Origin of the sequence: Hydrogenophaga pseudoflava, from assembly GCF_031020795.1 — a bacterium.
Classification (GTDB): Bacteria; Pseudomonadota; Gammaproteobacteria; order Burkholderiales; family Burkholderiaceae_C; genus Hydrogenophaga; species Hydrogenophaga pseudoflava_A.
In genome coordinates this window covers 1-26,644 of the sequence record NZ_JAVHJP010000011.1, presented here as the reverse complement: position 1 = coordinate 26,644, position 26,644 = coordinate 1, and the positions used below count along the sequence as shown (strand labels likewise).

Sequence of the window (26,644 nt, the reverse complement as noted above, 5' to 3'; positions counted from 1 at the left end):
GACACAGAGCATGAACCACCTCCCTTCTCTTCCCGCGCACGGCATGAAGCAGGACGGCTTCACCCTTATTGAGGTGATGGTCGTCGTCGCCATCATCGGCATCCTGGCGGCGATCGGCTATCCCTCGTATCAGGAGCAGGTAGCGAAGTCCCGCCGGGCGGACGCCCAGCGAGCGCTGATGGAAGCCGAGCAGTACATGCGCCGATATTTCAGCGCGCGGGACACGTTTGCTGGCGTGGTCCTGCCAGCTGCACTCCTTGTATCTCCGCGCCCCGGCTCCGGCGCAGCCGCCTACAACATCGAACTGGTTGAAGACGGTGACGTGGTGGGCGTGGAAACAGGCTCTCCAACCACGTCTGCGAGCACCTTCACCTTGCGGGCTGTCCGCACGGGCAGCATGGCTGCCGATCGCTGCGGAGACCTCACGGTCACCCACACGGGCGTCAAAGACATCGAGAACGAAGCCAGCGGGGTCACCCGGGAAGAGTGCTTCAAGGCCTCCTGACCGCATGCCGCCGGATCAAGGACCGCTGTCCGATGCCCTTCAACGGGCTCGTCAATCCCTGACACTGTCCAACCCCAATCCCCGCGTCGGGTGCGTGATCCTCGCTCCCGACGGCCGGGAGATCGGGCGCGGTCACACCCAGCAGGCGGGCGGCCCGCACGCCGAGGTGATGGCGCTGCGCGATGCGGCGCAGCGCGGCGAATCCACCCAGGGTGCAACCGCCTACGTCACGCTGGAGCCCTGCTCCCACCATGGACGCACCCCGCCTTGCTGCGATGCCCTCGTCGCCGCCGGTGTGTCGAAGGTGGTGGTGGCCACAGGCGACCCCAATCCCAAGGTGGCCGGGCGCGGCCTGGACCGCCTGCGGGGTGCGGGCATCGAGGTGGAGCTGCTGCCACCTGACAGCGAAACCGCAATCGCCTCCCGCGAACTGAACATCGGCTTCTTCAGCCGCATGATCCGCGGCACCCCCTGGGTGCGCATGAAGGCGGCGATGTCGCTCGACGGCGTGACCGCCCTCGGCAATGGTGCCAGCCAGTGGATCACCGGGGAGGCTGCCCGTGCCGACGGCCATGCCTGGCGCGCACGCGCCTGTGCGGTGCTGACCGGCATCGGCACCGTGCTGGAGGACGACCCCATGCTGGACGTGCGGCAGGTGCCGACGCCACGACAGCCCCACCTGGTGATCGTCGACAGCAAGCTCGAAACCCCCGCCACCTCGCGTCTGTTCCAGTCCCCGGCGCAGGGGCTGACGCGCCGCATCTTCATCTACTGCGCCGCATCCGACACCAGCCGCCAGGCGGCGCTGGAGCGGCAAGGCGCCACCGTGATCGCCCTGCCCGGCCCGGGAGGCAAGGTCGATCTGGCGGCCATGTTGCGTGACCTGGCCACCCGGGAAGTGAACGAGCTGCACCTGGAGGCCGGCCACAAGCTCAACGGTTCCTTCGTCCGCGAAGGCCTGGTCGACGAATTCCTTCTGTACCTGGCCCCCCAGATCCTGGGTGTCGGCGGAGCGGGGCTGGCCAACTGGGGGCCTTTGCAGTCGCTGGATCAGCGCCTGCCCGTGCGGTTCACGGCGGTGGAGCCGGTGGGCGACGACCTGCGCATCCTGGCGCGGGTGCAGGGCCGGGACCATTTCCTGCAGGCCTGAGGCCCACAAACCGCCGACCTTTTGGCGCCGCGCGCAGCGGCGGGCCAAACCCTGCGAAAATACGCGGATGTTTACCGGCATCATCACCGGTGTGGGCCGCATCGCCGACCTTCACCCCCTGGGCAGCTCTTTGGACCACGGCAGGCGCCTGACGATCGAGGCGCCGCCGGGCTACCTCGACGACGTCGCCCTGGGCGACAGCATCGCCCACAACGGCGCCTGCATGACCGTCACGACCCTCGACGCCGCCTCATCCCGCTTCACCATCGACGTCTCGGCCGAGTCCCTCTCGAAGACCACAGGTCTTTCCGAGGCCGGCCGCCGGGTCAATCTGGAGAAGGCCCTGCGTGCGAACGACCGCCTGGGCGGCCACATCGTGTCGGGTCATGTGGACGGCGTCGGACGGGTCACTCTGTTCGAGCGCGTGGGCGAGAGCTGGGAACTGCGCGTGCTGGCACCGCCCGAACTGGCGAAGTACCTCGCCTACAAGGGCTCGATCGCCATCAACGGCGTCAGCCTGACGGTCAACCGCATCGAAGACCGCCCGGACGGGTGCGAGTTCAGCATCAACCTGATCCCGCACACCGTTCAGAACACCACGCTCGGCGACCTGGGCGCGGGCAGCGCGGTGAACCTCGAGATCGACACCGTGGCCCGTTACGTCGAGCGCATGCTCGGCGCCACCCCCTCCAAGAACTGAACCCACCTAGAAAGACCCCCATGTTTGGCGCAGACAAAGGCAGCACCGGCCTGCTCGACGGCAAGAAACTCTCCATCGGCATCGTCCAGGCCCGTTTCAACGAAGGCATCACGAACGCCCTGTTCGAGGCCTGCCATGCCGAACTGCTCGCCTTGGGCGTACAGGAAAAGCACATCACCCGCGTGACCGTGCCTGGCGCCCTTGAAGTGCCTATTGCCCTGCAGGCCATGGCCGAGCAGGACGAGTACGACGCGCTGATCGCTCTGGGCTGCATCATCCGCGGCGAGACCTACCACTTCGAACTGGTGGCGAACGAATCCGGCGCCGGCGTCACGCGCGTATCCCTGGACACCAACACACCGATCGCCAACGCCATCCTCACCACCGAGAACCTGGAACAGGCCGTGGCCCGCCAGACCGAGAAGGGCCGCGACGCCGCGCGCGTGGCGGTCGAGATGGCGCACGTGCTGGAGCAGATCGGTTGAACCCCATGAACGACCAGAGCATCACCAAGCCGCGCAAGGCGGCCGACAAGTCGGCCCGCACCCGGGCGCGGGAGTTTGCGCTGCAGGCGCTCTACCAGCACCTGGTGGGTCGCAACGAGGCCAGCGACATCGACGTCTTCACGCGCGACCTCTCGGGCTTTCACAAGGCCGACAGCGCCCATTACGACGCACTGCTGCATGGTTGTGTCGAACAGGCCGAAGCGCTGGACCACCTGGTGACCCCGCTGCTGGACCGGCCGATGGCCGAAATCTCGCCGATCGAACACGGCGTGCTGTGGATCGGCGCGTACGAACTCCAGCATTGCCTGGACGTGCCCCTGCGCGTCGTGATCAACGAGTGTGTGGAGCTGGCCAAGTCCTTTGGCGGCACCGATGGCCACAAGTACGTCAACGGCGTGTTGCACCAGCTCGGTGCCCGGCTGCGCCCGCACGAAGCGGCGGCGGCACCCGCTGGCACGCGCAAGTCGTCCAAGGCGGCATGAGCTTGCGTCCGGACCCCTTGCGCCTGTCCCGCCGGGCCCGGCGCGTCGAACCCTTCTATGTGATGGAACTGGCCAAGGCCGCGACCGAGATGGCGCGGCAGGCCCGGTCCGGTGACCGGCCGATGATCTACCTGAACATCGGCGAGCCGGACTTCACCGCGCCCGCCCCGGTGCAGGCCGCCGCCGAGCGTGCGATCCGCGAGGGTCGCAGCCAGTACACCCCCGCCACCGGCCTGCCCGCCCTGCGCGAGGCCATCAGCGGCTGGTACGCCGGCCGTTTTGGTCTGGACATCGACCCGGCCCGCATTGTCGTCACCGCCGGGGCCTCGGCCGCGCTGCAGCTGGCCTGCCTGGCGCTGATCGAGGCAGGCGACGAGGTGCTGATGCCCGACCCCTGCTACCCCTGCAACCGTCAGTTCGTGCAGGCGGCCGAGGGCACGCCGGTGCTGATCCCGTCGGGTCCCGAAGACCGCTTCCAGCTCAGCGCCGACCACGTGGCCTCGGCCTGGGGCCCGGCCACGCGCGGCGTGCTGCTCGCCTCCCCCTCCAACCCCACCGGCACCTCGATCGCCCGCGCGGAGCTGGAGCGCATCGCGCACTTCGTGCGAGAAAAAGGCGGCGTCACGCTGGTGGACGAGATCTACCTGGGCCTGTCCTACGACGACGCCTACGGCCACAGCGCGCTGGGTCTGCCCGACGGCCTGGGCGACGAGGTGATCAGCGTCAACAGCTTCTCCAAGTACTTCAACATGACCGGCTGGCGCCTGGGCTGGCTGGTGCTGCCGCCCGCGCTGGTGCCGGCGGTGGAGCGCCTGGCCCAGAACCTCTTCATCTGCGCCAGCACGGTGGCCCAGCATGCGGCGCTGGCCTGCTTCGAGCCGGAGAGTCTGGCCGAGTACGAACGCCGCCGCGCCGAGTTCAAGGCCCGGCGCGACTTCTTCATCCCGGCGCTCGACCGCCTGGGCCTGTCGGTCCCGGTGATGCCCGACGGCGCCTTCTACGCCTGGGCCGATGTGGCCGGGCTGTGCGAACGCTGGCGCCTGAAGGCCCCGGACGGACGGCCTGAGGAAGGCGGCAGCTGGGCGCTGGCCTTCGAGCTGATGCGCCGCTGTCAGCTGGCCACCACGCCCGGCCGGGATTTCGGTCTGGCCGACCCTGGCCGCTACCTGCGCTTCTCCACCGCCAATGCCCTGCCCCAGCTGCAGGAAGCGGTGCACCGGCTGGAGGCTGCGCTGTGAGCAACCTGGCCCAACCAGCCTTCCAGTGGCCCGTGCGCATCTACTGGGAAGACACCGATGCCGGCGGCATCGTCTTCTACGCCAACTACCTCAAGTTCTTCGAGCGCGCGCGCACCGAGTGGCTGCGCCACCTGGGCGTCGAGCAGCAGAAACTCCGCGAGCAGGTGGGCGGCATGTTCGTGGTCACCGGCACGCAGCTGCGCTACCACCGCCCGGCGCGGCTCGACGATTTGCTCACTGTTACCGCCCGCGTCATTGAACCCGGTCGGGCCTCGCTGACAATCGAACAGACCGCTTCGCTGCAGCCCGCCGACGGCTCGGCACCGATCCTGCTTTGCGAAGGCAGCATCCGCATCGGCTGGGTCGACGCGCAGCAGCTGCGCCCCCAGCGCATTCCGGCGGTCGTGCTGCAAGCACTCGCCCCCGGGAACCAATGACCCTCTGACCCGACTCCAACCTTTCCATCACATGTCCCAAGATCTCTCCATCGTCCAGTTGATGCTCAACGCGAGCTGGGTCGTGCAGGCCGTGGTGGCCCTGCTGGTCCTCGTGTCCGTGATCAGCTGGGCGGCCATCTTCCGCAAGGTCTTCACCCTCAAGCGCGTCAACCGCCACAACGAGGACTTCGAGAAGGAGTTCTGGTCGGGCACCAACCTGAACGATCTCTACTCGGCCGCCGCCCAGAGCGCGCGCCACGGCGGTCCCATGGAACGCATCTTCGCCAGCGGCATGCGCGAGTACCACAAGCTGCGCGAGCGCCGCATCACCGACGCGGGCGCCCTGCTCGACGGCGCGCGGCGCGCCATGCGGGCCAGCTTCCAGCGTGAGATCGACGTGCTGGAAACCAACCTCTCCTTCCTGGGCACGGTCGGCTCGGTGGCACCGTATGTGGGCCTGTTCGGCACGGTCTGGGGCATCATGCACGCCTTCACGGGCCTGGCCGCGCTGGCCCAGGTGACGCTGGCCACGGTGGCCCCTGGTATCGCCGAAGCCCTGGTGGCCACCGCCATCGGCCTGTTCGCCGCGATCCCGGCCGTGGTGGCCTACAACCGCTTCGCCACCGACATCGACCGCGTCGCTAACCGCATGGAAACCTTCATGGAAGAGTTCTCCAACATCCTGCACCGCAACCTGGGCCAGCAGCCCAGCCAGGCCACGGCGTCGGGACACTGAGCATGGCCGCCGTTTCCTCGCGGGGCCGCACCCGCCGCACCAAGAACGAGATCAACATGGTCCCGTTCATCGACGTGATGCTGGTGCTGCTGATCATCTTCATGGTGACCGCGCCCCTCATCTCCCCGAGCCAGATCAGCCTGCCGAGCGTGGGCCAGGCCGACGCACAGCCCAAGAGCTTTGTGCAGGTGGTGATCGACAAGGACGAAACCATCCAGGTGCGCCTGGGCACGGCCAGCAAGGGCGGCCAAGGTGTCAAGCTGCCGCAGCTGGCGGCAGAGGTGCGCAAGCTGCAGGGCACTGCCGCCGAAGCGGGCTCCCCGGCCGACGCCGTGCCGGTGGTCATCAGCGCCGACAAGGACATCAAATACGACACCGTGGTCAAGACCATGGACACGCTCAAGCGCGCCGGCGTCGACCGCGTGGGCCTGGCGGTCCAGGCCAGCCGCTGATCGTCCGGCCATGCAGATCATCACCGACGCCATCGACTTCAAGCCGCCGCGCTCCGGCCGCTGGGGCACGCCGCTGGCGCTGGCCCTGGCCGCCCACGTGCTGCTGATGGCGGCGCTGACCTGGGGCGTGCACTGGAAGCAGGACGAACCGCAGGTGGCGTTCGAGGCCGAGATCTGGTCGGCGCTGCCGCGCGAGGCCGCACCGCGGGCGGTCGAACCTCCCCCGCCGCCTCCGCCGGAACCCGAGCCCCGGCCGGAACCCAAGCCCGAACCGAAGCCGGAACCCCGGCCCGAACCGCCACCGCCCCAGCCGGCGGTGAAGCAGCCGGACATTGCGACCGAGAAGGCCAAGCAGAAGAAACTGGAAGACGAGAAGCGGCGCGAGCTGGAAGAGGCCAGGAAGGAAAAAGCGGCCAAGGAGAAGGCTGAGCGCGAAAAGAAAGAAAAGGAACTGGCCGAGAAAAAGAAGGCCGAGGACCAGAAGAAGCTCGCGGAGAAAAAGAAGCAGGACCAGGAGCGCCGGGAAGCCGAACGGCGCGAAGAACAACTGGCCGACAAGATGCGGCGCGACCAGCTCGCCCGCATGATGGGCCAGGTGGGCGCCAGCGGCGGCCCCGAAGCCCGTGGCTCGGCCCAGCAGTCCAGCGGGCCGTCCTCGGGTTATGGTGCCCGCGTGCGGGCCAAGGTCAGTCCCAACATCCGCTACACGGAAGATTTCCCACGCTCGCTGCGTACTGAAATCGAAGTGCGGGCCCTGCCGGACGGCACCATCACCGCGAGGCGCGTGGTGGACAGCAGCGGCAACTCGGCCTGGGACGAGGCGGCCTTGAAAGCCATCGACCGCACCGGATCGCTGCCGCGCGATGTCGATGGCCGCGTGCCCTCGCCCATCATCATCGTGGTCCGCCCGACCGACTGACCCGCACTCAGAACCGGGTGGCGGCCGCTTCTTCCGGCAAGGGCAGGCTCTGCAGCACCCGGTCCAGTTCGGTCGGGTCGACCGGCTTGTGCATCACGGCCGCAAACAGGGTCTTGAGCAGACCGGACTCGACTTCGTCGACGTGACCACTCATCAGCACCACCGGTGGCGGCGCGTTGGTGGCGCGGATGCGCTGGGCCAGTCCCACACCGTCCAGGCGGGGCATGGACTGGTCGGTCAGCACCACATCGAAGTGCTTGCCCGTCTGCGAGAACTGGCTCCAGGCCTCTTCGCCATCGCGTGAGCGCGTGACCTGCCAGCCCTTGCGCTCCAGCAGCGCAGCCCAGGCATGCCGCACCGACTGGTCGTCGTCCACGAACAGCAGCTGGCGCCCCTTGCCCGGCCCTCCGGGGGTGGTGATGGAGGCCACCGTCTCGTCGCGCCGGCTGGCCGGCAGGCACAGCACGAAGCAGGCGCCGTCCGGGCTGTTGAGCAGGCCCAGCGAGCCGTGGTGCCGGGCCATGATGCCCTGCGCCACCGACAGACCCAGACCCGTGCCGCGGCCCTTGGCCTTGGTGGTGAAAAAGGGGTCGAACACCCGGTCCACATGCTCGGGTGGAATGCCCGGCCCATGGTCCCGCACCCGCAGCACGAGGTAGCGCCCGTCGGGAAGGCCGGCGGCGCCGGCGGGCATTTCCTGGCCGCTTCCGGGCGGGAGTTCCGCCGAACCCAGCGTCAGATCGATGCGTCCCTGCCCTTTCATGGCATCGGCCGCGTTGATCAGCAGGTTCACCAGCACCTGCTGCAGCTGCGTGGGGTCGGCGTCGACCTCGTCGTCGTCCACCTCGTAATGCACCACCAGTTCGCAGTCGCGCGTCAGTCCCGCGGAGACCAGGACACGCGTCTCCTCGATCAGGGCCGCCCAGTGCAGGCGGCGCAGCCGGGGTGCGGACTGCCGGCCGAAGGCCAGCAGCTGGCGCATCAGCCCGTCCGCGTAGCGGGTCGACTTGAGCGCCTGTTGCAGGGCTTCGTGGCTCGGGTGCGTGCTGTCCAGGTCTTCGCTGGCCAGGCGGACCCAGCCGGTGATGGCGGCCAGCGAGTTGTTGAAGTCGTGCGCGATGCCGCCGGTCAGCCGACCCAGTGCCTCGGTTTTCTGCGACTGCATGAGCTGCACTTGCAGGGCTTCCTGCTGCACATGGGCCTCGCGCTGCGCCTGGGCATCGGAGCGGACCCGGGTCAGCAGGGCGTTGACGCCTTCGGCCAGCTGGGTCAGCTCGTCGTTGCCGGCCACCTGGACCTCGTGGCCCGCGGTGGGGCCATCCATCGTGATGCGGCTCACATCGTGGTGCAGTTTCTGCAAACGGCGCAGCACCAGCCGGTCCAGCAGGAGCACCAGCACCACGCTGGCGATCAAGCCGGCGAGCGCCGACAGCCCCATGCCCTTCCAGGTCAGCACCCGGCCCTGCTCTTCGAGGGAGCGGTCCAGCTCCAGCACCAGTTCCGCGACTGGATGGCCCTGGTGGTTTTTCAGCACCGCGTGCAAGTTGAGATGCTGGTCATCCACCAGCTCCACATGCATGTCTTCTTCTCGGTGATCAGGCGCCTCGAACGACAGCGCCGTCGGCATCATCAGTACCTCCGAGAACCGCTTCAGCTCCGCCTGATCGAAGCGGCGGACCATGACAATGGCCCCGACCGCGGGCTCCCCGCTGACGTTGGGCTTCTGGACCGAGGCCACGGCCACCATGTCCAGCTGGCCGTCGGCGACGCGCAGGGTCTGGAATGCGGACAGGGGGTCGGACGAGGCCAGCACCTCCAGGGCCAGGGGCCTGAGCGGCTCGATGCGCGCGGCCGGCACCGCCACCTTGCGCCCCTGGTCGTCCACGGTGACACTGGCCACCAGCCGACCCTTTGCATCGAACACCGCCACTTCGGAGATGCGCAGATACCCGAGGTTGCCCACGTCGAAGTTGTCGTCCATGAACTCCGGTTTGCGCCCCTGCAGGAAGTCGACCGCGTCCACCCACTGCGCGTAGTCGCGCGTGGTGGCGCTGAGGGCCTGCACCTGCTGGTCGAGCACGCGCCGCGCCCGCTCGCCTTCGCGCTGGGCCCGGTCGGTTTCGAGTTGGGCGAACGACTCTCCAACAATGTACCGGGCGCCCAGCATGGCCGAGCCGGCGGCGAACCCGACGATGGCAAACACCAGCGCCCAAGCCTTGTATTGCAGTTTCATGGTTGTCGAAATCATCGGTGCAGCTTGAGCCGACTTGAGTGCCGGGACCTGTGTCTGCGTGACAGGATTGACAACCAAGAAGGGTTTTTCCTGCACCGGGACCGGGAATGCTCAGTCGAACACGATCTCGGCCCGGCGGTCATGGGCCTGCGCCATCCAGCTCGCCAGCGCCGCATCGGTCGGGAAGAACAGCGCGCGGTCGTCCAGCTGCAGCTCGCAGCGGGCGCCGGCGCGCTCGACCATCAGCCGCACGCCCAGCCCCCGGACGAGCTCGCCCTGCTCGGTTTCTTCGCGCCGGGGTGGGAAATCGCGCACCAGCTGGGCGATGGCCGGCGCCTGGCCGTTGACCGCCACGCGCAGGTACTTGCCGAAGCGGCAGCGGGCGGCCGCCAGATCCCAGATCTGCTGGATCTTCAGCCGCAGGCCGCCGGAGAAACGGTCGGGCTGCACGGTCGCCTGCACGACCAACAGCTCGTCGTCCTTGAGCAGGTGGCGGTACTGGTTGATCAGGTTCTCGTCGGCACTGACTTCCAGCACACCGCTCTTGTCGTCCAGCTTGAAGAAGGCCAGCTTGCCGCGCTGGCCGTTGATGACGCGGAAGTCCGAGACGATGCCGGCCAGGACCACCGGGTCGCGGCTTTCCTTCACGTCGGCCAGCGGCGTGCGGGCGAAGCGCCGGACCTCGCGCTCGACCTCGTCGAACAGGTGGCCTGAGAAGTAGAAGCCGATGGCGGTCTTCTCGTGCGTCAGGCGCTCCTTGACACCCCAGGGCGTCGTGGTCTCGTAGGCGGGCTCCTGCGTGCTGGAGCCATGATCATCGCCGCCCAGCATGTCGAACAGCCCGCCCTGGTGGGCGTTGGCCTGGGTGGCCGCGGCGTACTCGAAGGCCACGTCCAGCGAGGCCAGCAGCTCGGCCCGGTTGAGGTTGAGCGCGTCGAAGGCGCCGGCCTTGATCAGCGCCTCCACCGTGCGCTTGTTGATGCGCTGGCGGTCGACCCGCAGGCAGAAGTTGAACAGGCTGGTGAACGGTCCGGATTCACCGCCGTTCGGTCCCTCGCCCCGCCCTTCGCGCGCCGCGACGATGGCCTCGATCGCCTGCTGGCCCGTGCCCTTGACCGCCCCCAGGCCGTAGCGGATGAGCTTGTCCGTGACCGGCTCGAAACGGTAGACGCCGCGGTTCACGTCGGGCGGCTCGAAGGCCACGCCCATCTTGCGCGCGTCCTCCCACAACACCTTGAGCTTGTCGGTGTCGTCCATTTCCACGGTCATGTTGCCGCAGAAGAACTCGGCTGTGTAATGAACCTTGAGCCAGGCCGTGTGGTAGGCCAGCAGCGAGTAGGCGGCGGCGTGCGACTTGTTGAAACCGTAGCCGGCGAACTTCTCCATCAGGTCGAAAACCTCGTCGGCCTTCTCTTCGCTGATGCCCTTTTCGGCCGCGCCCTTGCGGAAGATCAGGCGGTGCTCGGCCATCTCTTCGGGCTTCTTCTTGCCCATGGCGCGGCGCAGCATGTCGGCGCCGCCGAGCGAGTAGCCGCCCAGCACCTGGGCGGTCTGCATCACCTGCTCCTGGTAGACCATGATCCCGTAGGTCTCGGCCAGCACCGGTTCCACCAGCGGGTGCGGGTACTCGACCACCTCCTTGCCATGCTTGCGGTTCACGAAGCTGGGAATCAGGTCCATCGGGCCCGGACGGTAGAGCGCGTTCAGTGCGATCAGGTCTTCCAGCCGGCTGGGCTTGGCGTCGCGCAGCATGCCCTGCATGCCGCGGCTTTCAAACTGGAACACGGCCTCGGTCTGGCCCTTGGAGAACAGCGCGTAGACCGCCTTGTCGTCCAGCGGCACGTCCTCGAAGCGGAAGTTCTCCTGGCCCTTGTGGCGCTTCATGATGAACTCGCGCGCGATCTCCAGGATGGTCAGCGTCGCCAGCCCCAGGAAGTCGAACTTCACCAGGCCGATGGCTTCGACGTCGTCCTTGTCGTACTGGCTCACCGCCGATTCGCTGCCCGGCTGCTGGTAGAGCGGGCAGAAGTCGGTCAGCTTGCCCGGCGCGATCAGCACGCCCCCCGCGTGCATGCCAATGTTGCGGGTCATGCCTTCGAGCTTCTGCGCCAGCTCGATCAGGGTCTTGACGTCTTCTTCCTTCTCGATGCGCTCCGCCAGGATGGGCTCCATCTCGATGGCGTAGTTGTTCTTGTCGCCCTCCTTCTTGGGCACCGGCGGGTACTGCAGCGTCACGCTCATGCCCGGCTTGTTGGGGATGAGCTTGGAGATGCCGTCGCAGAAGCCGTAGGAGAAGTCGAGCACGCGGCCCACGTCGCGGATCGCCGCGCGCGCGGCCATGGTGCCGAAGGTGGCGATCTGGCTCACCGCGTCCTTGCCGTAGCGGTCCTTCACATAGTCGATCACCCGGTCGCGGTTGGACTGGCAGAAGTCGATGTCGAAGTCGGGCATAGACACCCGCTCCGGGTTCAGGAAGCGCTCGAACAGCAGGTTGTACTGCAGCGGGTCGAGGTCGGTGATGAGCAGCGCGTAGGCCACCAGGGAGCCGGCGCCGGAACCCCGGCCCGGGCCCACGGGGCAGCCGTTTTCCTTGGCCCACTTGATGAAATCCGACACGATCAGGAAGTAGCCCGGGAAACCCATCTTCAGGATGGTGTTGAGCTCGAACTCCAGCCGCTCGACGTAACGCGGGCGCTGCTCCTCGCGCTTGGCCTCGTTGGGGAACAGGTGCTTCAACCGCCCTTCCAGCCCCTCGTAGGACACGTGGCGGAAATACTCCTCCACCGACATGGTGCGGCCGTCCACCGGCGGGATCGGGAAGTTGGGCAGCTGCGGCTTGCCCAGCACCAGGGTCAGGCTGCAGCGCCGGGCGATTTCCAGCGTGTTGGCGACGGCCGACGGGATGTCCGCGAACAGCGCCTCCATCTGGGCCGAGGACTTGAAGTACTGCTCGCGCGTGAAGCGGCGCACCCGGCGGTTGTTCGCCAGGATCTCGCCCTCGGCGATGCAGACCCGCGCCTCGTGTGCCTCGTAGTCGTCCTCGGCCAGGAACTGCACCGGGTGGGTCGCCACCACCGGCAGGTGCAGGCGCGCGGCCAGCTGCACGGCGGCGACCACGTGGCGCTCGTCGTCGGCGCGGCCGGCACGTTGCAGCTCGATGTAGAAGCGGTGCGGGAACAGGCTGGCCAGCTTCAGTGCCAGGTCGGCCGCGCGCTGGGAGTCGCCCTGCACCAGCGCCTGTCCCACCGGGCCGGCCTGCGCGCCGGAGAGCATCAGCAGCCCGGCGTTGAGTTCCTCCAGCCATTCGCGCTGCACCACCGCGCCGGCCCGACCGTCGCTGCGTGTCCAGGCACGGGCCAGCAGCTCGCTGAGGTTGAGGTAGCCCTGCTTGTCCTGCACCAGCAGGATCACGCGCGGTGCCGGGGGCTGGTGGGCGCCGGGCATGGCGCCCGCCGTCTCGTCGGTGAAACCGCCCAGCGACACCTCGGCCCCCAGCAGCGGCTTGACACCGGCCCCGCGGGCCGCCTTGTAGAACTTGACCGCACCGAACAGGTTGTTCAGGTCGGTGATGGCCAGCGCCGGCTGCCCATCGGCCTGGGCCGCGGCGACGGCGTCGTCGATGCGGTTGGTGCCGTCGACGACGGAAAACTCGGTGTGCAGGCGCAGGTGGATGAACATCGGTGCAGCAGGCCCGCGCACGGGCGGGCGAAAAAAATCAGGGCGCCTTGTCGGCGTTGTGCGCCTTCCAGGCGCGGATGGCGTCGGCGATGGTGGCCTTGTCCTCGCCGGCCAGCGCGTGGCGGCGCCAGAGGAACTCGCCCAGGAACATCAGGCCGATCAGCGGGCCGCCCAACAGGTAGGCAAAGGTCGACCAGACCGCGGTGGGCGCGAAGGCGAACAGCGCCACCGAGACCAGGGCCATGACGAAAAAGAAGAGGCTCCAGGCGACCGTGACCGCTCGGGTGTAGACCAGTTGCCGGGCCGAGAGCACCCCGCCGTGGACCAGGCGCGCCATCTGCGTCACGAGCGACTCGCCCGGCCCCCGCAGCGTGCGGCCGAACACCACCGCCATCAGCAGGTAGACACCGGTCTGGTCCATGAAGAACAGCAGCGGCACGCGGGCGGTGAGCCAGGGCCAGGCGCCGACCAGCAGCGCCGCCAGCAGCGCCAGCCCCGCCAGGCCCAGCCAGCGCGCCGACAGGCTCCACAGCCCCAGCGCCAGGGCCGTCACCACCGGCGCCAGCGCCAGCGCGGCGCCCCAGCCGGAGGGTTCGCTCTGCCCGGCCGCCACATGCGAGGCGACGGCCCAGGCCACTGCCGCCAGGGCCGCCAGCGCGCCCTTGACCCAGGGCCACACGGAGGAGGCCGCCGGCGGTGGCAGTTCGGTCGTCGAAGGGGGCATGGGGTGGGGGTGCGCGCAGGCGGGCGCCATACAGAACGGACCGGTGATTTTACCGGGGGGTGCCCGGTCCGCGCTGCGGGCCCGGCTCCCTACAATGCCCGCCACACCCCGCCACCGACCAGCCCACCGTGTCCATTCCACCCCTTCGCGTCAGCGCCTTCACCGCCGTGTCGGCCCTGGGCGACGGCCGGGCGGCCATGGTGGATGCAATCACCGCGGGTCGCAGTGGCCTGCGACCACTCGGCCCGCACGACTTCGGCGCCGCCCCGATGGCCGAGCCCCTGGACACCTGGGTCGGCCGCGTCGATGGGCTGGACCGGCCCCTGCCGGCACGCTGGGCCCACTGGGACTGCCGCAACAACCGGCTGGCCTGGCGCGGCCTGCAGGCGGACGGCTTCGCGGACGCAGTGGCCGCCACGGTGCAGCGCCATGGCGCCGGCCGTGTGGCCCTGGTGCTCGGCTCGTCCACCGCCAGCATCGGCGCCACCGAAGACGCCTGCCGCGTGCTCGACGCCAGCGGCGTGTTCCCGCCCCAGCCCGACAACCCGGCGTTGCACACCTTGCATTCGCTCACCGGTTTTGTGCAGGAGGCGCTGGGCCTGCAGGGGCCGCCGCTCACGATCTCCACCGCCTGCTCGTCCAGCGCCAAGGTCTTTGCGGCCGCCGAGCGCCTGATCCGCCTGGGGCTGGCCGATGCGGCGGTCGTGGGCGGGGTGGACAGCCTGTGCGGCAGTGTGCTGTTCGGCTTCCATGCCCTGCAGCTGGTGTCGCCCGAACCCTGCCGGCCCTTCGACGGAGCGCGCCGGGGCATCAGCATCGGCGAGGCCGCGGCCTTTGTGCTGCTGGAACGCGGCGCAGGCGGCCTGCAGCTGCTGGGCCACGGCGAGTCCAGCGACGCCCACCACCTGTCGGCTCCCGACCCCGACGGCGCGGGCGCCGAGGCCGCGCTGGACCGGGCGCTGGCCCGTGCCGGGCTGGGCACCGGCGACATCGGCTTTCTGCACCTGCACGGCACTGCCACGCCCAAGAACGACGAGGTCGAAGCCCGGCTGGTTGCGCGCCGATTCCCCCCCGGCGTGCCGGCCAGCTCGACCAAGGGCATGACCGGCCACACGCTGGGCGCGGCCGGCGCGCTGGGTGCCGTGTTCAGTCTGCTCGCGCTGGACCACGACCTGCTGCCCGGTACGGCGAACACCTCGTCCCCCGAAGCGGGCATCCAGGACCGGCTGCTGCTGGCCCCGCGGCAGCAGCGGGTGCGCACCGCCGCCAGCTTCGCCTTTGCCTTCGGTGGCAGCAACTGCGTGCTGGTCTTCGGTCGCGGCGATGGAGCGGGCTCATGAGCGGGTTCAGCACCCGCATCGACGGCATCGCGCTCTGGGCCCCCACCCTGCCAGGCTGGCCGACGGCCCGCTCCGCGCTGCGCGGCGAAATGCCTCCGGGGGACCCACCGCTGCCGATTCCGCCGCCCGGCCAGCTGCCCCCGGCCGAACGCCGCCGCGCGCCCCAGACGGTGGCCCTGTCTCTGGCCGCGGCCCACGAGGCGGTGATGGCCTGTGGTCACGACCCGGCGCAGCTTCTGGCGGTCTTCGCCTCGGCCCATGGCGATCTGCCGGTGATCGACGAGCTGTGCCGCACCCTGGTGCACACGCCCACCCTGGTGTCGCCGACGCGCTTCCTGCACTCGATCCACAACGCGCCCGCCGGCTTCTGGAGCATGCTCACGCGCAACGGCCAGGGCAACACCTCAGTCAGCGGCGCCGCGCACAGCTTCGCCCACGGCCTGCTGGAGGCACTGGTGCAGTGCGAGGCCGAGCAGAGGCCCGTGCTGTACGTGGCCTACGACACCGCCGCCGTCGGCGCCCTGACCCACACCACCACCAGCCAGGGCGCGCTGGCCGTCGGGCTGGTGCTGGCGCCGCGGGCCGGCCCGGCCAGCACCGCCCGGCTGGACTGGCAACTGAGTCCCGTCGCATCCGAGCCACCGGCCGCGCGCAGCCCCGCCGCCCAGGCCCTTGGCGGCAACGCCATGGCCCCCGCGCTGCCCCTGTTCGAGGCCCTGGCCACGGGGCAACCGGCGCGGCTGCGCTGGCCGCTGTCGGCCCACCAGTCACTGGAACTGCTCATCGCCCCCTGAGACCTGCGGTTTCCCCTTTTCGCAGGCCGTGCGGCGGATCAATGCGGCGATACTTCCGCCATGAATGCCCAACGCCCTTTCCGCGACGTCGTGATCCTTGGTGGTGGACTGGCCGGCCTGACGCTGGCCCTGCAGCTGCGCCAGCGCGAGCCCGACCTGGACATCCTGGTGCTGGAGCGCCGCGCGGGGCCGGCGCCCGAGGCCGCCCACAAGGTGGGTGAATCCACGGTCGAGGTCGGCGCACACTACTTCGACAAAGTGGTAGGGCTGGGCGAGCACCTGCGCGAACGCCACCTGCGCAAGTTCGGTTTCCGCTTTTTCTTCTCCGAAGGCCGGCGCGACCTGGACCAGGTGACCGAAATCGGTGCCAGCATGCACCTGTCGGTGCCCAGCTACCAGATCGACCGCGGCATCTTCGAGAACTTCCTGGTCGAGGAGGCCCGCCGCCGTGGCATCGAGGTGATCGAAGGTTCGATGGTACGGCAGATCGAACTGGCCGAATCGTCCGGCGACCCGGGCGCCCTGCACCGCGTCGGCTACACCCACGCAGGCAGCAGCCACGAGGTCGACAGCCGGTGGGTGGTGGACGCCTGCGGCCGCGCCGGCCTGATCAAGCGCAAGCTGGGCCTGGCCGAGCCGAACGACCACGCCGCCCATGCGGTGTGGTTCCGCATCAAGGACCGCATCGAGATCGACCGCTGGACCGACAACACCGAGTGGCGCATGCGCTGCAACCCGCCGGCGCGCTGGCTCTCGACCAACCACCTGGTCGGCAAGGGCTACTGGGTCTGGCTGATCCCGCTGTCCTCGGGCTCGCACTCGGTCGGCATCGTGGCCGACCCGGCGATCCACCCGCTGGACACCATGGACAGTTTCGAGAAGGCCATGGACTGGTTCAAGGCCTACCAGCCGCTGCTGTTCGACGATCTGGACGGCAAGCGCCACCTGTTGCAGGACTTCGCCTTCTTCAAGCGCTTCTCCTACGGCTGCAAGCAGGTCTATTCGGCCGACCGCTGGGCGCTGACCGGCGAGGCGGGGCTGTTCCTCGACCCCTTCTATTCGCCGGGCAGCGACTTCATCGCCATCAGCAACACCTACATCACCGAACTGGTTGCCATGGACCGGCGCGGCGAGCGGCTGGGCGCGCGGGTTCAGGTGTTCGACCAGCTGCTGCATTCGTTCTACGAAAGCACCATGGCGCTCTACCAGGACCAGTACCCGATCTTCGGCGACCCCGAGGTGCTGCCGGTCAAGGTGATCTGGGACTACACCTATTACTGGGGCGTGCTGGCGCAGTTCGTGTTCCACAACCGGCTGGCCGACCTGTCGTCGCTGGCCGCCCTGCGCAGCGAACTGGCCCAGTGCCAGGCGCTGAACCGCGCCGTGCAGGACTTCCTGCGCGCCTGGTCGGTGGTCAGCGAGAAGCGCAACCCGGCCGCAATGCTGGACCAGGCCGCCCTGCCCTGGTTCGCCGAACTGAACCGCAGCCTCAACGACACACTGGACGCCGCCGGCTTCGTGGCCCGCATCCGTGCGTCCAATACCCTGCTGCACACCCTGGCCGCGGAAATCCTCGGCCGCGCCCTCGCCGAGCACCCCGGGCTCGACACCGGCGCGCTGGGCCGGCTGGTGTCTCCGGACCCGGCCGCCAGCGCCCCGGCCCGCGCATTGCTGCCGGGCCGGCTGCCCGAGCCGGTCTGCTGAGGGCAACGGACTATGATGCGGGGCTTCCGCCGGCACCCGCCCGGCGGCCTCTGCATCGCATTCCGAATCCCACCCCATGAACACCCCGGCCCAGGGCAGCGTCAGCGCCCCTTCCTGCGATGTGCTGGTCATCGGCGGCGGCCCGGCCGGCTCCACGGTGGCCAGCCTGCTCGCCGACAAAGGCCACCAGGTGGTGCTGCTCGAAAAAGCCCACCACCCGCGCTTTCACATCGGTGAGTCCCTGCTGCCAGCCAACCTGCCGCTGTTCGCGCAGATGGGCATCGCCGACGAGATCAAGGCCATTGGCATGCACAAGCCGGGCGCCGAGTTCGTCTCCATGGAGCACGGCCGGTCCCAGACCTTCTACTTTGCCGACGCCTGGGACAAGTCCATGCCCGCCGCCTACCAGGTGCGGCGCGCCGACTTCGACCAGATCCTGTTCCGCCACGCGCGCAACAAGGGCGCCCTGGCGCTGGAGGGCGTCAAGGTCACCGGGGTCGAGTTCCTGCCGGGCAGTGGCGCCGACGTCAGCGCCCGTGACGCGGACGGCCAGACGGTGCGCTGGCGCGCACGTTTCGTGGTCGACGCCTCGGGCCGCGACACCTTCCTGGCCAACCGCTTCCGCATCAAGCACCGCAACCCGCGCCACAACAGCTCGGCCCTTTACGCCCACTTCGACGGCGCCAGCCGTGGCGAGGGCGAGGAAGAAGGCAACATCCGCATCTTCTGGTTCGCCCACGGCTGGTTCTGGTTCATCCCGCTGACCAACGGCACCACCAGCATCGGCATGGTCACCTGGCCGTACCACATGAAGTCCAAGGGCGCGCGCAGCCTGCAGCAGTTCCTGATGGACAACATCGCCACCTGCCCGCCGCTGGCCGAACGGCTGTCCATGGCCACACTGGCAAGTGCCGTGGAAGCCACCGGCAACTTCTCTTACGTTTCTGAACGCAACCATGGCGAGAGCTACCTCATGCTCGGCGACGCCTATGCCTTCATCGACCCGGTGTTCTCCTCGGGGGTCTGGCTCGCCATGCACAGCGCGGTGGTGGGCGCCGACACCATCGACACCTGCCTGCGCGAACCGGGGCGGGCCGCTGCCGCGCTCAAGCGCTTCGACCGCGTGATGCGCCACGGGCCCAAGGAGTTTTCCTGGTTCATCTACCGCGTCACCAACCCGATCATGCGCGACTTCCTGATGGGTCCCAAGAACGTGTTCCGCGTCAAGGAAGCCATCCTGTCGGTGCTGGCCGGCGACGTGTTCGGCAAGACCCCGATCTGGCGCTCGATCCTCGTGTTCAAGGCGATGTACTACATCGCCAACATCACCCAGCCCCGGCGCGCTTTCATGGCCTGGCAGCGGCGCCGATTCAACATCCGCAAGGTGGACGATCCCGCCATGTACAACGCATGAAGACCCTGCTCCGCCTCGCGTCTGCCCCGGGCATGGCCGGCCTGCTCCTGGGCCTGGGGGCCACCGCCCCCGCCCAGGGCGCGGAAGACAAGCCGCTGTGGGAAGCCGGCGCCGGGGTGGCGGCGGTGAGCTTTCCCGCCTACCGCGGATCGGACCAGCGCCGGGCCTTCGTGCTGCCCACGCCTTACTTCGTCTACCGCGGCGAGTTCCTCAAGGCCGACCGCGACGGTGTGCGCGCCGAGCTGTTCGGCTCCGACCGGGCTGAGCTGACCGTCTCGGCCGCGCTGTCGCCGCCGGCGTCGAGCGAGGACATCCGCGCGCGCGCCGGCATGCCCGACCTGCGCGCCAACTTCGAAGTGGGCCCGCAGCTGAACCTGACCCTGTGGCAGACCGAAGGCAAGGCGCGCCAGCTCAAGCTGCTGCTGCCGCTGCGCGCGGCCTACACGCTGCAGCGCAACCCGCAAAGCCTGGGCTGGGTGCTGCACCCCAAGCTCAACCTGGACCTGACCGACCTGTCCGGTCTGCCGGGCTGGAACGTGGGCCTGCAGGCGGGCCCGCTGTTCGGCGACCGCAAGCAGCACCAGTACTTCTACGGCGTCGACGCGGCCCACGCCACCGCCGACCGTCCGGCCTACCGGGCCGGCGCCGGCTTCGCCGGCATGCAGTACCTGGTGGGCGTCTCCAGGCGCTTCGGCAACCAGTGGGTCGGCGCCTTCCTGCGCTACGACAGCCTGCGCGGCGCGGCGTTCGAGGCCAGCCCGCTGGTGCGCACGCGCCACTACGTGGCCGGCGGCGTGGCGGTGTCCTGGGTGTTCGGCGAATCGAGCGAGCGCGTGCGGGTCGATGAGTGACGCGCTGCGGCCACGCGGTCCGCTGTGGGCCCTGTACGAGCGCCTGGCCATGCACATCGGCCTGGGCGCCCTGGCGCTGCTCTGCCTGACCTGGCTGCCGTTTGCCATGCTGCTGCACCCGCTGCTGCCGCGCCCCCTGGGCCAGCGGCTCGGGCGGCGCGTGATCGCCGCGGGCTTCCGCTTCTACCTGGGTCTGCTGGAGCGGTTGTGCGCCTGCCGCTTCGACCTGTCCGAGATCGAGGGCCTGCGCCATGAGCGCGGACTGGTCATCGCGGCCAACCATCCCTCGCTACTGGACGCCGTGCTCATCGTCTCGCGCCTGCCGGACGCGATCTGCGTGATGAAGGCCAGCCTGATGGACAACCCGCTGTTCGGCTCGGCCGCGCGCCTGGCGCGCTACGTGCGCAACGACGGCATCCTGCGCATCATCGCCGGCGGCTGCGAAGCGCTGCAGCAGGGCTCCCACCTGGTGCTGTTCCCCGAAGGCAGCCGCACCGTGCACTTCCCGGTCGACCCGCTGGCGCCCACGGTGGGCATGATCGCCCGCCGCGCCGGGGCCCCGGTGCAGACGGTGCTGCTGGACTTCTCCACCGCCTACCTGGGCAAGGCCTGGCCGCTGCTGCGCCCGCCGGTGCTGCCGCTGACCGTGAAGGCCCGCCTGGGCCACCGCTTCGACGCCCCCGCCGACCACATCGCCTTCACCGCCGAGCTGGAGGCCTATTTCCGCCGCGAGGTCCGAGTGCCCGCCGCCCCACCCGCATGACCGCTTCTGCTTCGAGCACCCACCTGGTGCTGATCCCCAGCTACAACCCCGGCCCGGGCGTCATCGACACCGTTCGCCAGGCGCGCGCGCAATGGACCCCGGTGTGGGTCGTCGTCGATGGCAGCACCGACGGCACCGACCGGCTGCTGCAGGCCGAAGCCGCCCGCGACCCCGGTCTGCGCGTGATCGTGCTGCCGCAGAACCAGGGCAAGGGCTCGGCCGTGCTCCACGGCATCGAACAGGCCGCGCGCGAGGGCTTCACCCACGCGCTGACCATGGACTCCGACGGTCAGCACCCCGCCGGCCTCATTCCCACCTTCATGGCCACCTCGCAGCGCGACCCGGGCACCATGGTGCTGGGCAAGCCGGTGTTCGGCCCCGAGGCGCCGGCCCTGCGCGTCAACGGCCGCAAGGTCTCCAATGGCTGGGCCAACCTGGAGACGCTCTGGATGGGCGTGGGCGATTCGCTCTATGGCTTTCGCGTCTACCCCATTGCACCGCTGGCGAAGATCATGCGCGGCAACCGCTTCATGCGCCGCTTCGACTTCGACCCCGAGGCCGTGGTGCGGCTGTGCTGGGCCGGCGTGCGGCCGGTCAACATCGACGCCCCGGTGCGCTACCTCAGCGCGGAGGAAGGCGGCGTCTCGCACTTCAAATACCTGCGCGACAACACCCTGCTGACCTGGATGCACACCCGCCTGTTCATCGGCTTCGTGCTGCGGCTGCCGCTGCTGGTCTGGCGACGTCTTTTTGGATAGGAACAACGACATGACCCTGCCGGAGGCCCGCAAGGGCGCGCTCAAGGACGACCCGCGCCTGCGCCCCTATTTCAGCAGCGAGGGCGAGCGACGCCAGCTCACCCAGACCATGTTCAACGAGGCGGCGGGCGGCTACGACAGCGCCGAGAGCCTGACCGCCCTGGGCAGCGGCGCCTGGTACCGGCGCGACGTGCTCAGGCGCAACGGCCTGTCCGCCGGCATGACGCTGGTGGATGTGGCGGCCGGCACCGGCCTGGTCACGGTCGCCGGGGTCGAGCTGGTCGGCCCGTCGGGCCGGGTGATCGCGGTCGATCCCTCACCCGGCATGCTGGCCGAGCTGCGCAAGAAGGTGTCGGTGGAGACCCTCGAAGCCTTCGGCGAAGCCATCCCGCTGCCCGACGCTCAGGCCGACTTTGTGTCCATGGGCTATGCCCTGCGCCATGTGGACGACCTGAACAAGGTGCTGTCCGAGTACCTGCGCGTGCTCAAGCCGGGCGGCAAGGTCTGCATCATGGAGATCAGCCGTCCGCGCGGGCGTCTGCTGCGCGGCCTGCTGCGCTTCCACATCTCGGTGATGGTGCCGCTGATGGCGCGGCTCACCGGCCGGCACGCCGACGTGCAGAAGCTCTGGGCCTACTACGGCGACACCATCGAGGCGGCGCTGGACCCCGCGACCATCATGGACGCCCTGCGGCGCGCCGGCTTCGCCGACGTGGACTGCTCGGTGTCGCTGGGCATCTTCCGCGAATACACCGGGGTGCGGCCGGCATGAACACCACTGAGCTGTTCCTGATCGCGATGCTGATCATCTTCAGCCTGCCCTGGCTGGTCTGGAGAGTCTTCAACACCGACTACTTCGCGCCGCTGGTGGTGGTGCAGATCATCATGGGCATCCTGCTGGGGCCCGGCGTGCTGGGCAAGTGGTCGCCCGAGTACTACCAGTTCGTGTTCACCCCGGCGGTGGTGCAGTCGCTGAGCGGCATCGCCTGGTGGGCGGTGATGCTGTTCGTGATGATCGCTGGCGTCGAGCTGGACCTGGCCCAGGCCTGGAAGCACCGGCGCGAGAGCGGCATCACCGCCGGGCTGGCGCTGGGTGTGCCACTGGTGCTGGGCTGCGGGGCCGCGCTGGTGCTGTTGCAGTTCCCGGGCTGGATGGGCCCGCTCGCGCAGGACTGGCAGTTCGTGACCGGCGTCGGCATGGCCTGCGCGGTCACCGCACTGCCGATCCTGATCCTGCTGATGGAGAAGCTGGAGATCCTGCGCCACCCGCTGGGCCAGCGCATCCTGCGCTACGCCAGCCTGGACGACATCGCCATCTGGGGCGTGCTCGCGCTCATCCTCATGGACTGGAGCCGCATCGGCAAACAGGTGGTGTTCCTGCTCGGCTTTGTGGTGCTGGGCTGGGGCTTCCGGCGCCTGATGGCCTGGTTGCAGGAGCGCGACCGCTGGTACGTCGCGCTGATCTGGCTCGCGGCCTGCGGCTTCGGCGCCGACTGGGCCGGCCTGCACTACATGGTGGGCGCCTTCCTGGCCGGCGCCATCATGGACGCGCACTGGTTCAACCAGGACAAGCTGGACCAGCTGCGCCACCACGTGCTGCTGGTGATGATGCCGGTGTTCTTTCTCTCCACCGGCCTGCGCACCAACTGGGGCGTCGGCGGCGCCGAGGTGTTCGCGGCGGCGGCGCTGCTGCTGTTCGTCTCGGTGGCGGGCAAGCTGATCGGTGTGCGCATCGCCGGCCGCGTGCTGGGCTGGGGCCCGGGCGAGGCCAGCGTCATCGGCTGGCTGCTGCAGACCAAGGCGCTGATCATGATCATCTTCGCCAACATCCTGCTGGACAAGCAGGTCATCACCAGCGAGACCTTCACCGCCCTGCTGCTGATGGCCGTGGCCAGCACCATGCTGACGGTGCCGGTGGTGGCGCCGCACGTGCGGTTCAAAATGTAACCAAATAGTGCACGCCTGGGACCGAGCCCAAGCGGTTTGGCGCTAGCATCTCCCGCTGTCGGACCCAATCCGACGCACAGGCGACCTGTGGACCACCACGGGCGCCAGGGAGCCGACCATCCAAACACACCACCAAGCCGCTTCGGGCACCTGCCCCGACCGTGCGTGGACGCCGCCTGCGGACCGTCCGTGCAAGGCTTCGCCTCGCCCTCACCACCCCCACACGAATCCGAAAGCCCCCGGCTTCTGCACACCATGCGCTGGCTACTTCACCTTCTGATCGGGATGTCAAAGAAGCATTTGGACGTCAAGACCATCCAACCGGACAACTCCCCGCCAAAGGTGCGCGGAGGGCGCCTTGGCGCCCGCGCAGCGCGCGCGTGAGGCCGCAATCGCGCACTCATCTTCCAGCTCTTTCTTGACTTGAGTCCTGAGACATGAACATTCCAAATCGTTACGAACAGCCCATAAATGGCATGCGGCGGGTTGCGCTCGCTGGGGCGGCGGCGTGCGCCTTGATGCTCTCTGCCTGCACCGCCATCGAGAAGGCTGGATATGCCAGCGACATCGACAAGGGCCGTGCCATGCTGCTGCACCACGTCAAGACCCTGCAGGCTGCGGGCGATCCGCTCGGGGACTACTTCTACGCGCTGGGCAATTCGGACGGCTGGATCAAGGACGTGCAGGACGACGAGGCCATCACCGAGCTGTTCCGCCAGGCGGCGGCCAAAGGGTCGATGGACGCGAAGATTCTGCTGGCGCTGCAGAAGGCGACCAGCCGACCGGTGCCGGGCAAGCTGGATGAAGGCATGAGCCCGCGAGGCAATGTCGTCGCCTGGGAGGCTGGCCTCGCCGAGTTGCTGCCGCTGTTGCAGCAGCAGTGTTATGTGAGGCGGCTGGTGGTAGGAAGCCGGGACCTGGGCACCGAGCTTCGGCCGCATGTCACCACGTATGCGGTGGCGTACAAGATTTGGCCAACGTTTCGGGACGGCTATTACCGCAATAACCAAGATGGGACACGAACCTTGTTGAGGGATCCTGAGCGGCACAAGCTCTGGCAGGCCCTGGAGGACAACTGCAAGCAACCTGCAGATCAATGGCTGGACCGGCTCTACAACAAATAAGTCAGGAGCAAGTGCATGAGCGGGAAAAACGAGATTCCCTCCGGGCTGCCGGACACCCCCTGGAACAGGTGGGACGCCAAAGTTGGTTTGTATCTGGCTTTCTGGGCCTATCCACACAAAGACGTGAAGGCGGCCGAAGAAATAGCCAAGTATCCAAAGCCCTGGGAGCATGCCGTACAGGGAGACCACATTCCCGCCGATTGGCCCATGCCGGTCAAAGACCCCCAAGGTAGGTTGCTCCAGGAAGGCTGGAACACCCAGCACAATGCCGACGGCAAGCTGGAAAACCAGTTCATGGTCTCCATCAACCGGAAGACGAACCAGATCAGCTTCGACTTCAAAGGCTCGGACGCCTGGAGCAACTGGAAGAGTGACCTGGGCAACGCAGGCGCCAGCGAGTTCGCCAAGATCGAGGCCAAGGCCCAAGCGGCCTTTGATGCACTGAGAAACGACGAGCGCTACAAGCACTACCACTTCTCCGCCACCGGCCACAGCCTGGGCGGCGGCATGGCGCAGAGCTTCGCTCTGAAGAACAACATCGACGCGGCGGTCTACAACAGCCTGCCCATCGCACGCGACACCCGCAACGGCGACTACTTCAAGAGCGTCGGCGGGTACAAGGCGGCCATCGCGCGTTACCAGGCCAGCGGCCGCGTGGTGCACGACGTGCGCACGCCCAACGACATCGCCACCTACACCTACGACGGGGTGATGCGCAACCACTACCTCAGCGAACGAACGGGACACCCCCACACCCTGCTGCCCGGCGCTGCCGCGCCCGACTTGCTCAAAACCGCGCTGATGCTGAGCAAGGTCGGCACGCTGCCAGCCGCAGCGCTCATGGGCAAGGACCACACCATGGGCGCCTTGGTCGACGGCCAGCAAGGCCTGAGCGTCGGACCCGACGGGCGCTACCGCATCCCCGAAGGCCAGATCGACTTCTCCGAAATTCCTGCGCAGGCCAGGGCGCGCTTCGCGTTGCTCAGCGCCTCACCCGTGACCAAGGTCGGCCAGATGGCGAGCGCCGACGAGAACTCACCCTGGAACCGCTACCAGATCGAGCGCGAAGACGGCAGCCGCCAGTGGCTCAGCAGCAACCCGCAAACGGGCGCGGTCGAGATCGAGCACTACGGCCCCGACGGCAGCCGAAGCCGCATTGAGCTCAACCCCCGGCTTGGGAAGGAAGCTGTGTTCACCGAGCTCGATGCGCATGGCCGGCCCGTGCGCCGCGAGACGGTGGCAATGTGCGAGCCCGAAGCGCAGCGCACACAACTGGCCGAGGCGGTGGGAGAGAAGCGCGAAACGCTGACGCCCAGCTCACAGCAAAGGGCGCATGCCGAGCGCTTCCTGGGACAGCTGGGTGCCCGGTTGCGTGCCCTGGGGATGAGCGAAACACAGCTACAGACCTTGACCGCTGCTGCAGTGAAGGAATCCACCCTGCACGCCTCGCAAGGCGAGGTCAGCCAATTCCTGCTGAACAAGGACGCCAGCAGCATCTGCTTGCATCAGACGCACCCGCCCCTGCGCGAATTCAGTGTGGCGCAAGCGCTTTCGCAATCCCCGGCCGAGCATTGGCGCGAAGCGGTCGCCATGAACACGTCCATGCAGGATGCGGCATTCGTATCCCCAACCCCGTCCCCGCAAGCCTGGCCAGAGGCCGCCATCGCTCGCGGATGATTGTTTTGTCAACCAACCCAAGGAGGAAGCCCGTGAACACATCAAATACCACCCGTCAAAACCCGATCACCCGCCGGAGGTGGGGCCAATGGGCATTGGCCGCAACGATGGGCGCTGGGCTGGCGGCTTGTGGCGGGGGTGGCGGGGGCAGCGATGAGCCGCCGACGCTGCGTGAAGCTTTTGATCGGTTGCAGCCGGGGATGACGAAGAAGCAGGTGCGGGAATTGATTGGGCGTGAACCATCGTCGATTTCAAACACAAGCTATGGGTACCGCTCCGGCAATGAAAACCTGTCAGTTACCTTTTCTCCAGATAGCTCAAAGGCTCCTGATGACTACGTGCTCAGCGGAGCAAACTGGTATGAAGTAGGTGGCCAAGACATTGTCAGGGGTTACCTATGAGAGTAATTCAAAGACTGTGTCAAACCAGCCTTGCAGTGGCCCTGCTCGGTCTTTTTTCGAATGCCTATGCGCAGTGGGCAGTGCATGATCAAAGCGCGATTGAGGAACTAA

Annotated in this window: 25 protein-coding genes; 22 read left to right on the top strand and 3 right to left on the bottom strand. The window is 68.3% G+C overall.

Annotation, left to right across the window (positions count from 1 at the left end):
- Positions 1–10: 10 nt before the first annotated feature.
- The 10 genes from RCO38_RS23590 to RCO38_RS23545 all read left to right on the top strand — a co-directional run bounded on the left by RCO38_RS23590 (position 11) and on the right by RCO38_RS23545 (position 7,125).
- A complete protein-coding gene (locus RCO38_RS23590; RefSeq protein WP_308331031.1) occupies positions 11–505 on the top strand; it encodes a type IV pilin protein in 495 nt (164 codons plus the stop codon).
- A gap of 4 nt (positions 506–509) precedes the next feature.
- Entirely contained in the window at positions 510–1,655 is a 1,146-nt protein-coding gene (ribD, locus tag RCO38_RS23585) for a bifunctional diaminohydroxyphosphoribosylaminopyrimidine deaminase/5-amino-6-(5-phosphoribosylamino)uracil reductase RibD (protein ID WP_308331029.1), read from the top strand.
- 67 nt (positions 1,656–1,722) lie between these two features.
- On the top strand, positions 1,723–2,355 hold the full coding sequence (locus tag RCO38_RS23580; protein ID WP_308331028.1) for a riboflavin synthase: 633 nt from the start codon (positions 1,723–1,725) through the stop codon (positions 2,353–2,355).
- 20 nt (positions 2,356–2,375) lie between these two features.
- Complete coding sequence (ribH, locus tag RCO38_RS23575; protein ID WP_308331027.1) at positions 2,376–2,840, top strand: 6,7-dimethyl-8-ribityllumazine synthase; 465 nt, start codon at positions 2,376–2,378, stop codon at positions 2,838–2,840.
- A 5-nt stretch (positions 2,841–2,845) separates the two neighbouring features.
- Positions 2,846–3,343 (top strand): transcription antitermination factor NusB, encoded by a 498-nt coding sequence (gene nusB / locus RCO38_RS23570; RefSeq protein WP_374694579.1) that lies wholly within the window; start codon positions 2,846–2,848, stop codon positions 3,341–3,343.
- A gap of 17 nt (positions 3,344–3,360) precedes the next feature.
- Positions 3,361–4,581: a pyridoxal phosphate-dependent aminotransferase gene (locus RCO38_RS23565; protein ID WP_308331087.1), complete on the top strand. Its 1,221-nt coding sequence runs from the start codon at positions 3,361–3,363 to the stop codon at positions 4,579–4,581.
- Positions 4,578–5,018 (top strand): tol-pal system-associated acyl-CoA thioesterase, encoded by a 441-nt coding sequence (ybgC, locus tag RCO38_RS23560; RefSeq protein WP_308331026.1) that lies wholly within the window; start codon positions 4,578–4,580, stop codon positions 5,016–5,018. The genes RCO38_RS23565 and ybgC overlap by 4 nt, the downstream gene beginning before the upstream one ends.
- Before the next feature lie 31 nt (positions 5,019–5,049).
- Complete coding sequence (gene tolQ / locus RCO38_RS23555) at positions 5,050–5,754, top strand: protein TolQ (protein ID WP_308331025.1); 705 nt, start codon at positions 5,050–5,052, stop codon at positions 5,752–5,754.
- Between the two features lie 2 nt (positions 5,755–5,756).
- Complete coding sequence (locus tag RCO38_RS23550; RefSeq protein ID WP_308331023.1) at positions 5,757–6,206, top strand: biopolymer transporter ExbD; 450 nt, start codon at positions 5,757–5,759, stop codon at positions 6,204–6,206.
- Between the two features lie 10 nt (positions 6,207–6,216).
- Positions 6,217–7,125 (top strand): cell envelope integrity protein TolA, encoded by a 909-nt coding sequence (locus RCO38_RS23545; protein ID WP_308331022.1) that lies wholly within the window; start codon positions 6,217–6,219, stop codon positions 7,123–7,125.
- Between the two features lie 7 nt (positions 7,126–7,132).
- Here the strand turns inward: RCO38_RS23545 and RCO38_RS23540 are convergent, their stop codons facing one another.
- The 3 genes from RCO38_RS23540 to RCO38_RS23530 all read right to left on the bottom strand — a co-directional run bounded on the left by RCO38_RS23540 (position 7,133) and on the right by RCO38_RS23530 (position 13,760).
- A complete protein-coding gene (locus RCO38_RS23540; RefSeq protein WP_308331021.1) occupies positions 7,133–9,358 on the bottom strand; it encodes an ATP-binding protein in 2,226 nt (741 codons plus the stop codon).
- Positions 9,359–9,469: 111 nt separating this feature from the next.
- Positions 9,470–13,036: a DNA polymerase III subunit alpha gene (gene dnaE / locus RCO38_RS23535; RefSeq protein ID WP_308331020.1), complete on the bottom strand. Its 3,567-nt coding sequence runs from the start codon at positions 13,034–13,036 to the stop codon at positions 9,470–9,472.
- Positions 13,037–13,073: 37 nt separating this feature from the next.
- A complete protein-coding gene (locus RCO38_RS23530; protein ID WP_308331018.1) occupies positions 13,074–13,760 on the bottom strand; it encodes a hypothetical protein in 687 nt (228 codons plus the stop codon).
- Positions 13,761–13,894: 134 nt separating this feature from the next.
- On the opposite strand from RCO38_RS23530, the gene RCO38_RS23525 reads away from it, so the two are divergent.
- The 12 genes from RCO38_RS23525 (at position 13,895) to RCO38_RS23470 (ending at position 26,533) form a co-directional block, all read left to right on the top strand.
- Positions 13,895–15,100: a beta-ketoacyl-ACP synthase gene (locus RCO38_RS23525; RefSeq protein ID WP_308331086.1), complete on the top strand. Its 1,206-nt coding sequence runs from the start codon at positions 13,895–13,897 to the stop codon at positions 15,098–15,100.
- Complete coding sequence (locus RCO38_RS23520) at positions 15,097–15,894, top strand: beta-ketoacyl synthase chain length factor (protein WP_308331016.1); 798 nt, start codon at positions 15,097–15,099, stop codon at positions 15,892–15,894. Before RCO38_RS23525 ends, RCO38_RS23520 begins: the two co-directional genes overlap by 4 nt.
- Positions 15,895–15,954: 60 nt before the next feature.
- The gene (locus tag RCO38_RS23515; protein WP_308331015.1) at positions 15,955–17,598 is read left to right on the top strand and encodes an NAD(P)/FAD-dependent oxidoreductase; all 1,644 of its coding nucleotides are present in this window, start codon (positions 15,955–15,957) and stop codon (positions 17,596–17,598) included.
- Positions 17,599–17,674: 76 nt separating this feature from the next.
- Positions 17,675–19,012 (top strand): NAD(P)/FAD-dependent oxidoreductase, encoded by a 1,338-nt coding sequence (locus tag RCO38_RS23510; RefSeq protein ID WP_308331012.1) that lies wholly within the window; start codon positions 17,675–17,677, stop codon positions 19,010–19,012.
- Positions 19,009–19,863, top strand: a complete 855-nt coding sequence (locus tag RCO38_RS23505; RefSeq protein WP_308331010.1) for a MipA/OmpV family protein — start codon at positions 19,009–19,011, stop codon at positions 19,861–19,863. The genes RCO38_RS23510 and RCO38_RS23505 overlap by 4 nt, the downstream gene beginning before the upstream one ends.
- On the top strand, positions 19,856–20,626 hold the full coding sequence (locus tag RCO38_RS23500; RefSeq protein ID WP_308331008.1) for a lysophospholipid acyltransferase family protein: 771 nt from the start codon (positions 19,856–19,858) through the stop codon (positions 20,624–20,626). The genes RCO38_RS23505 and RCO38_RS23500 overlap by 8 nt, the downstream gene beginning before the upstream one ends.
- The gene (locus tag RCO38_RS23495) at positions 20,623–21,384 is read left to right on the top strand and encodes a glycosyltransferase family 2 protein (RefSeq protein ID WP_308331006.1); all 762 of its coding nucleotides are present in this window, start codon (positions 20,623–20,625) and stop codon (positions 21,382–21,384) included. The genes RCO38_RS23500 and RCO38_RS23495 overlap by 4 nt, the downstream gene beginning before the upstream one ends.
- Positions 21,385–21,394: 10 nt before the next feature.
- On the top strand, positions 21,395–22,156 hold the full coding sequence (locus tag RCO38_RS23490; RefSeq protein ID WP_308331004.1) for a class I SAM-dependent methyltransferase: 762 nt from the start codon (positions 21,395–21,397) through the stop codon (positions 22,154–22,156).
- Positions 22,153–23,331, top strand: a complete 1,179-nt coding sequence (locus tag RCO38_RS23485) for a cation:proton antiporter (RefSeq protein ID WP_308331002.1) — start codon at positions 22,153–22,155, stop codon at positions 23,329–23,331. Before RCO38_RS23490 ends, RCO38_RS23485 begins: the two co-directional genes overlap by 4 nt.
- A gap of 437 nt (positions 23,332–23,768) precedes the next feature.
- Positions 23,769–24,455 carry a hypothetical protein gene (locus RCO38_RS23480; RefSeq protein WP_308331000.1) on the top strand — a complete coding sequence of 229 codons (687 nt, stop codon included), beginning with the start codon at positions 23,769–23,771 and terminating at the stop codon, positions 24,453–24,455.
- 207 nt (positions 24,456–24,662) lie between these two features.
- Positions 24,663–26,132, top strand: coding sequence for a hypothetical protein (locus tag RCO38_RS23475; RefSeq protein WP_308330998.1), 1,470 nt, complete (start codon positions 24,663–24,665; stop codon positions 26,130–26,132).
- 32 nt (positions 26,133–26,164) lie between these two features.
- Positions 26,165–26,533: a hypothetical protein gene (locus tag RCO38_RS23470; RefSeq protein ID WP_308330996.1), complete on the top strand. Its 369-nt coding sequence runs from the start codon at positions 26,165–26,167 to the stop codon at positions 26,531–26,533.
- The last annotated feature ends 111 nt before the right edge of the window (positions 26,534–26,644 follow it).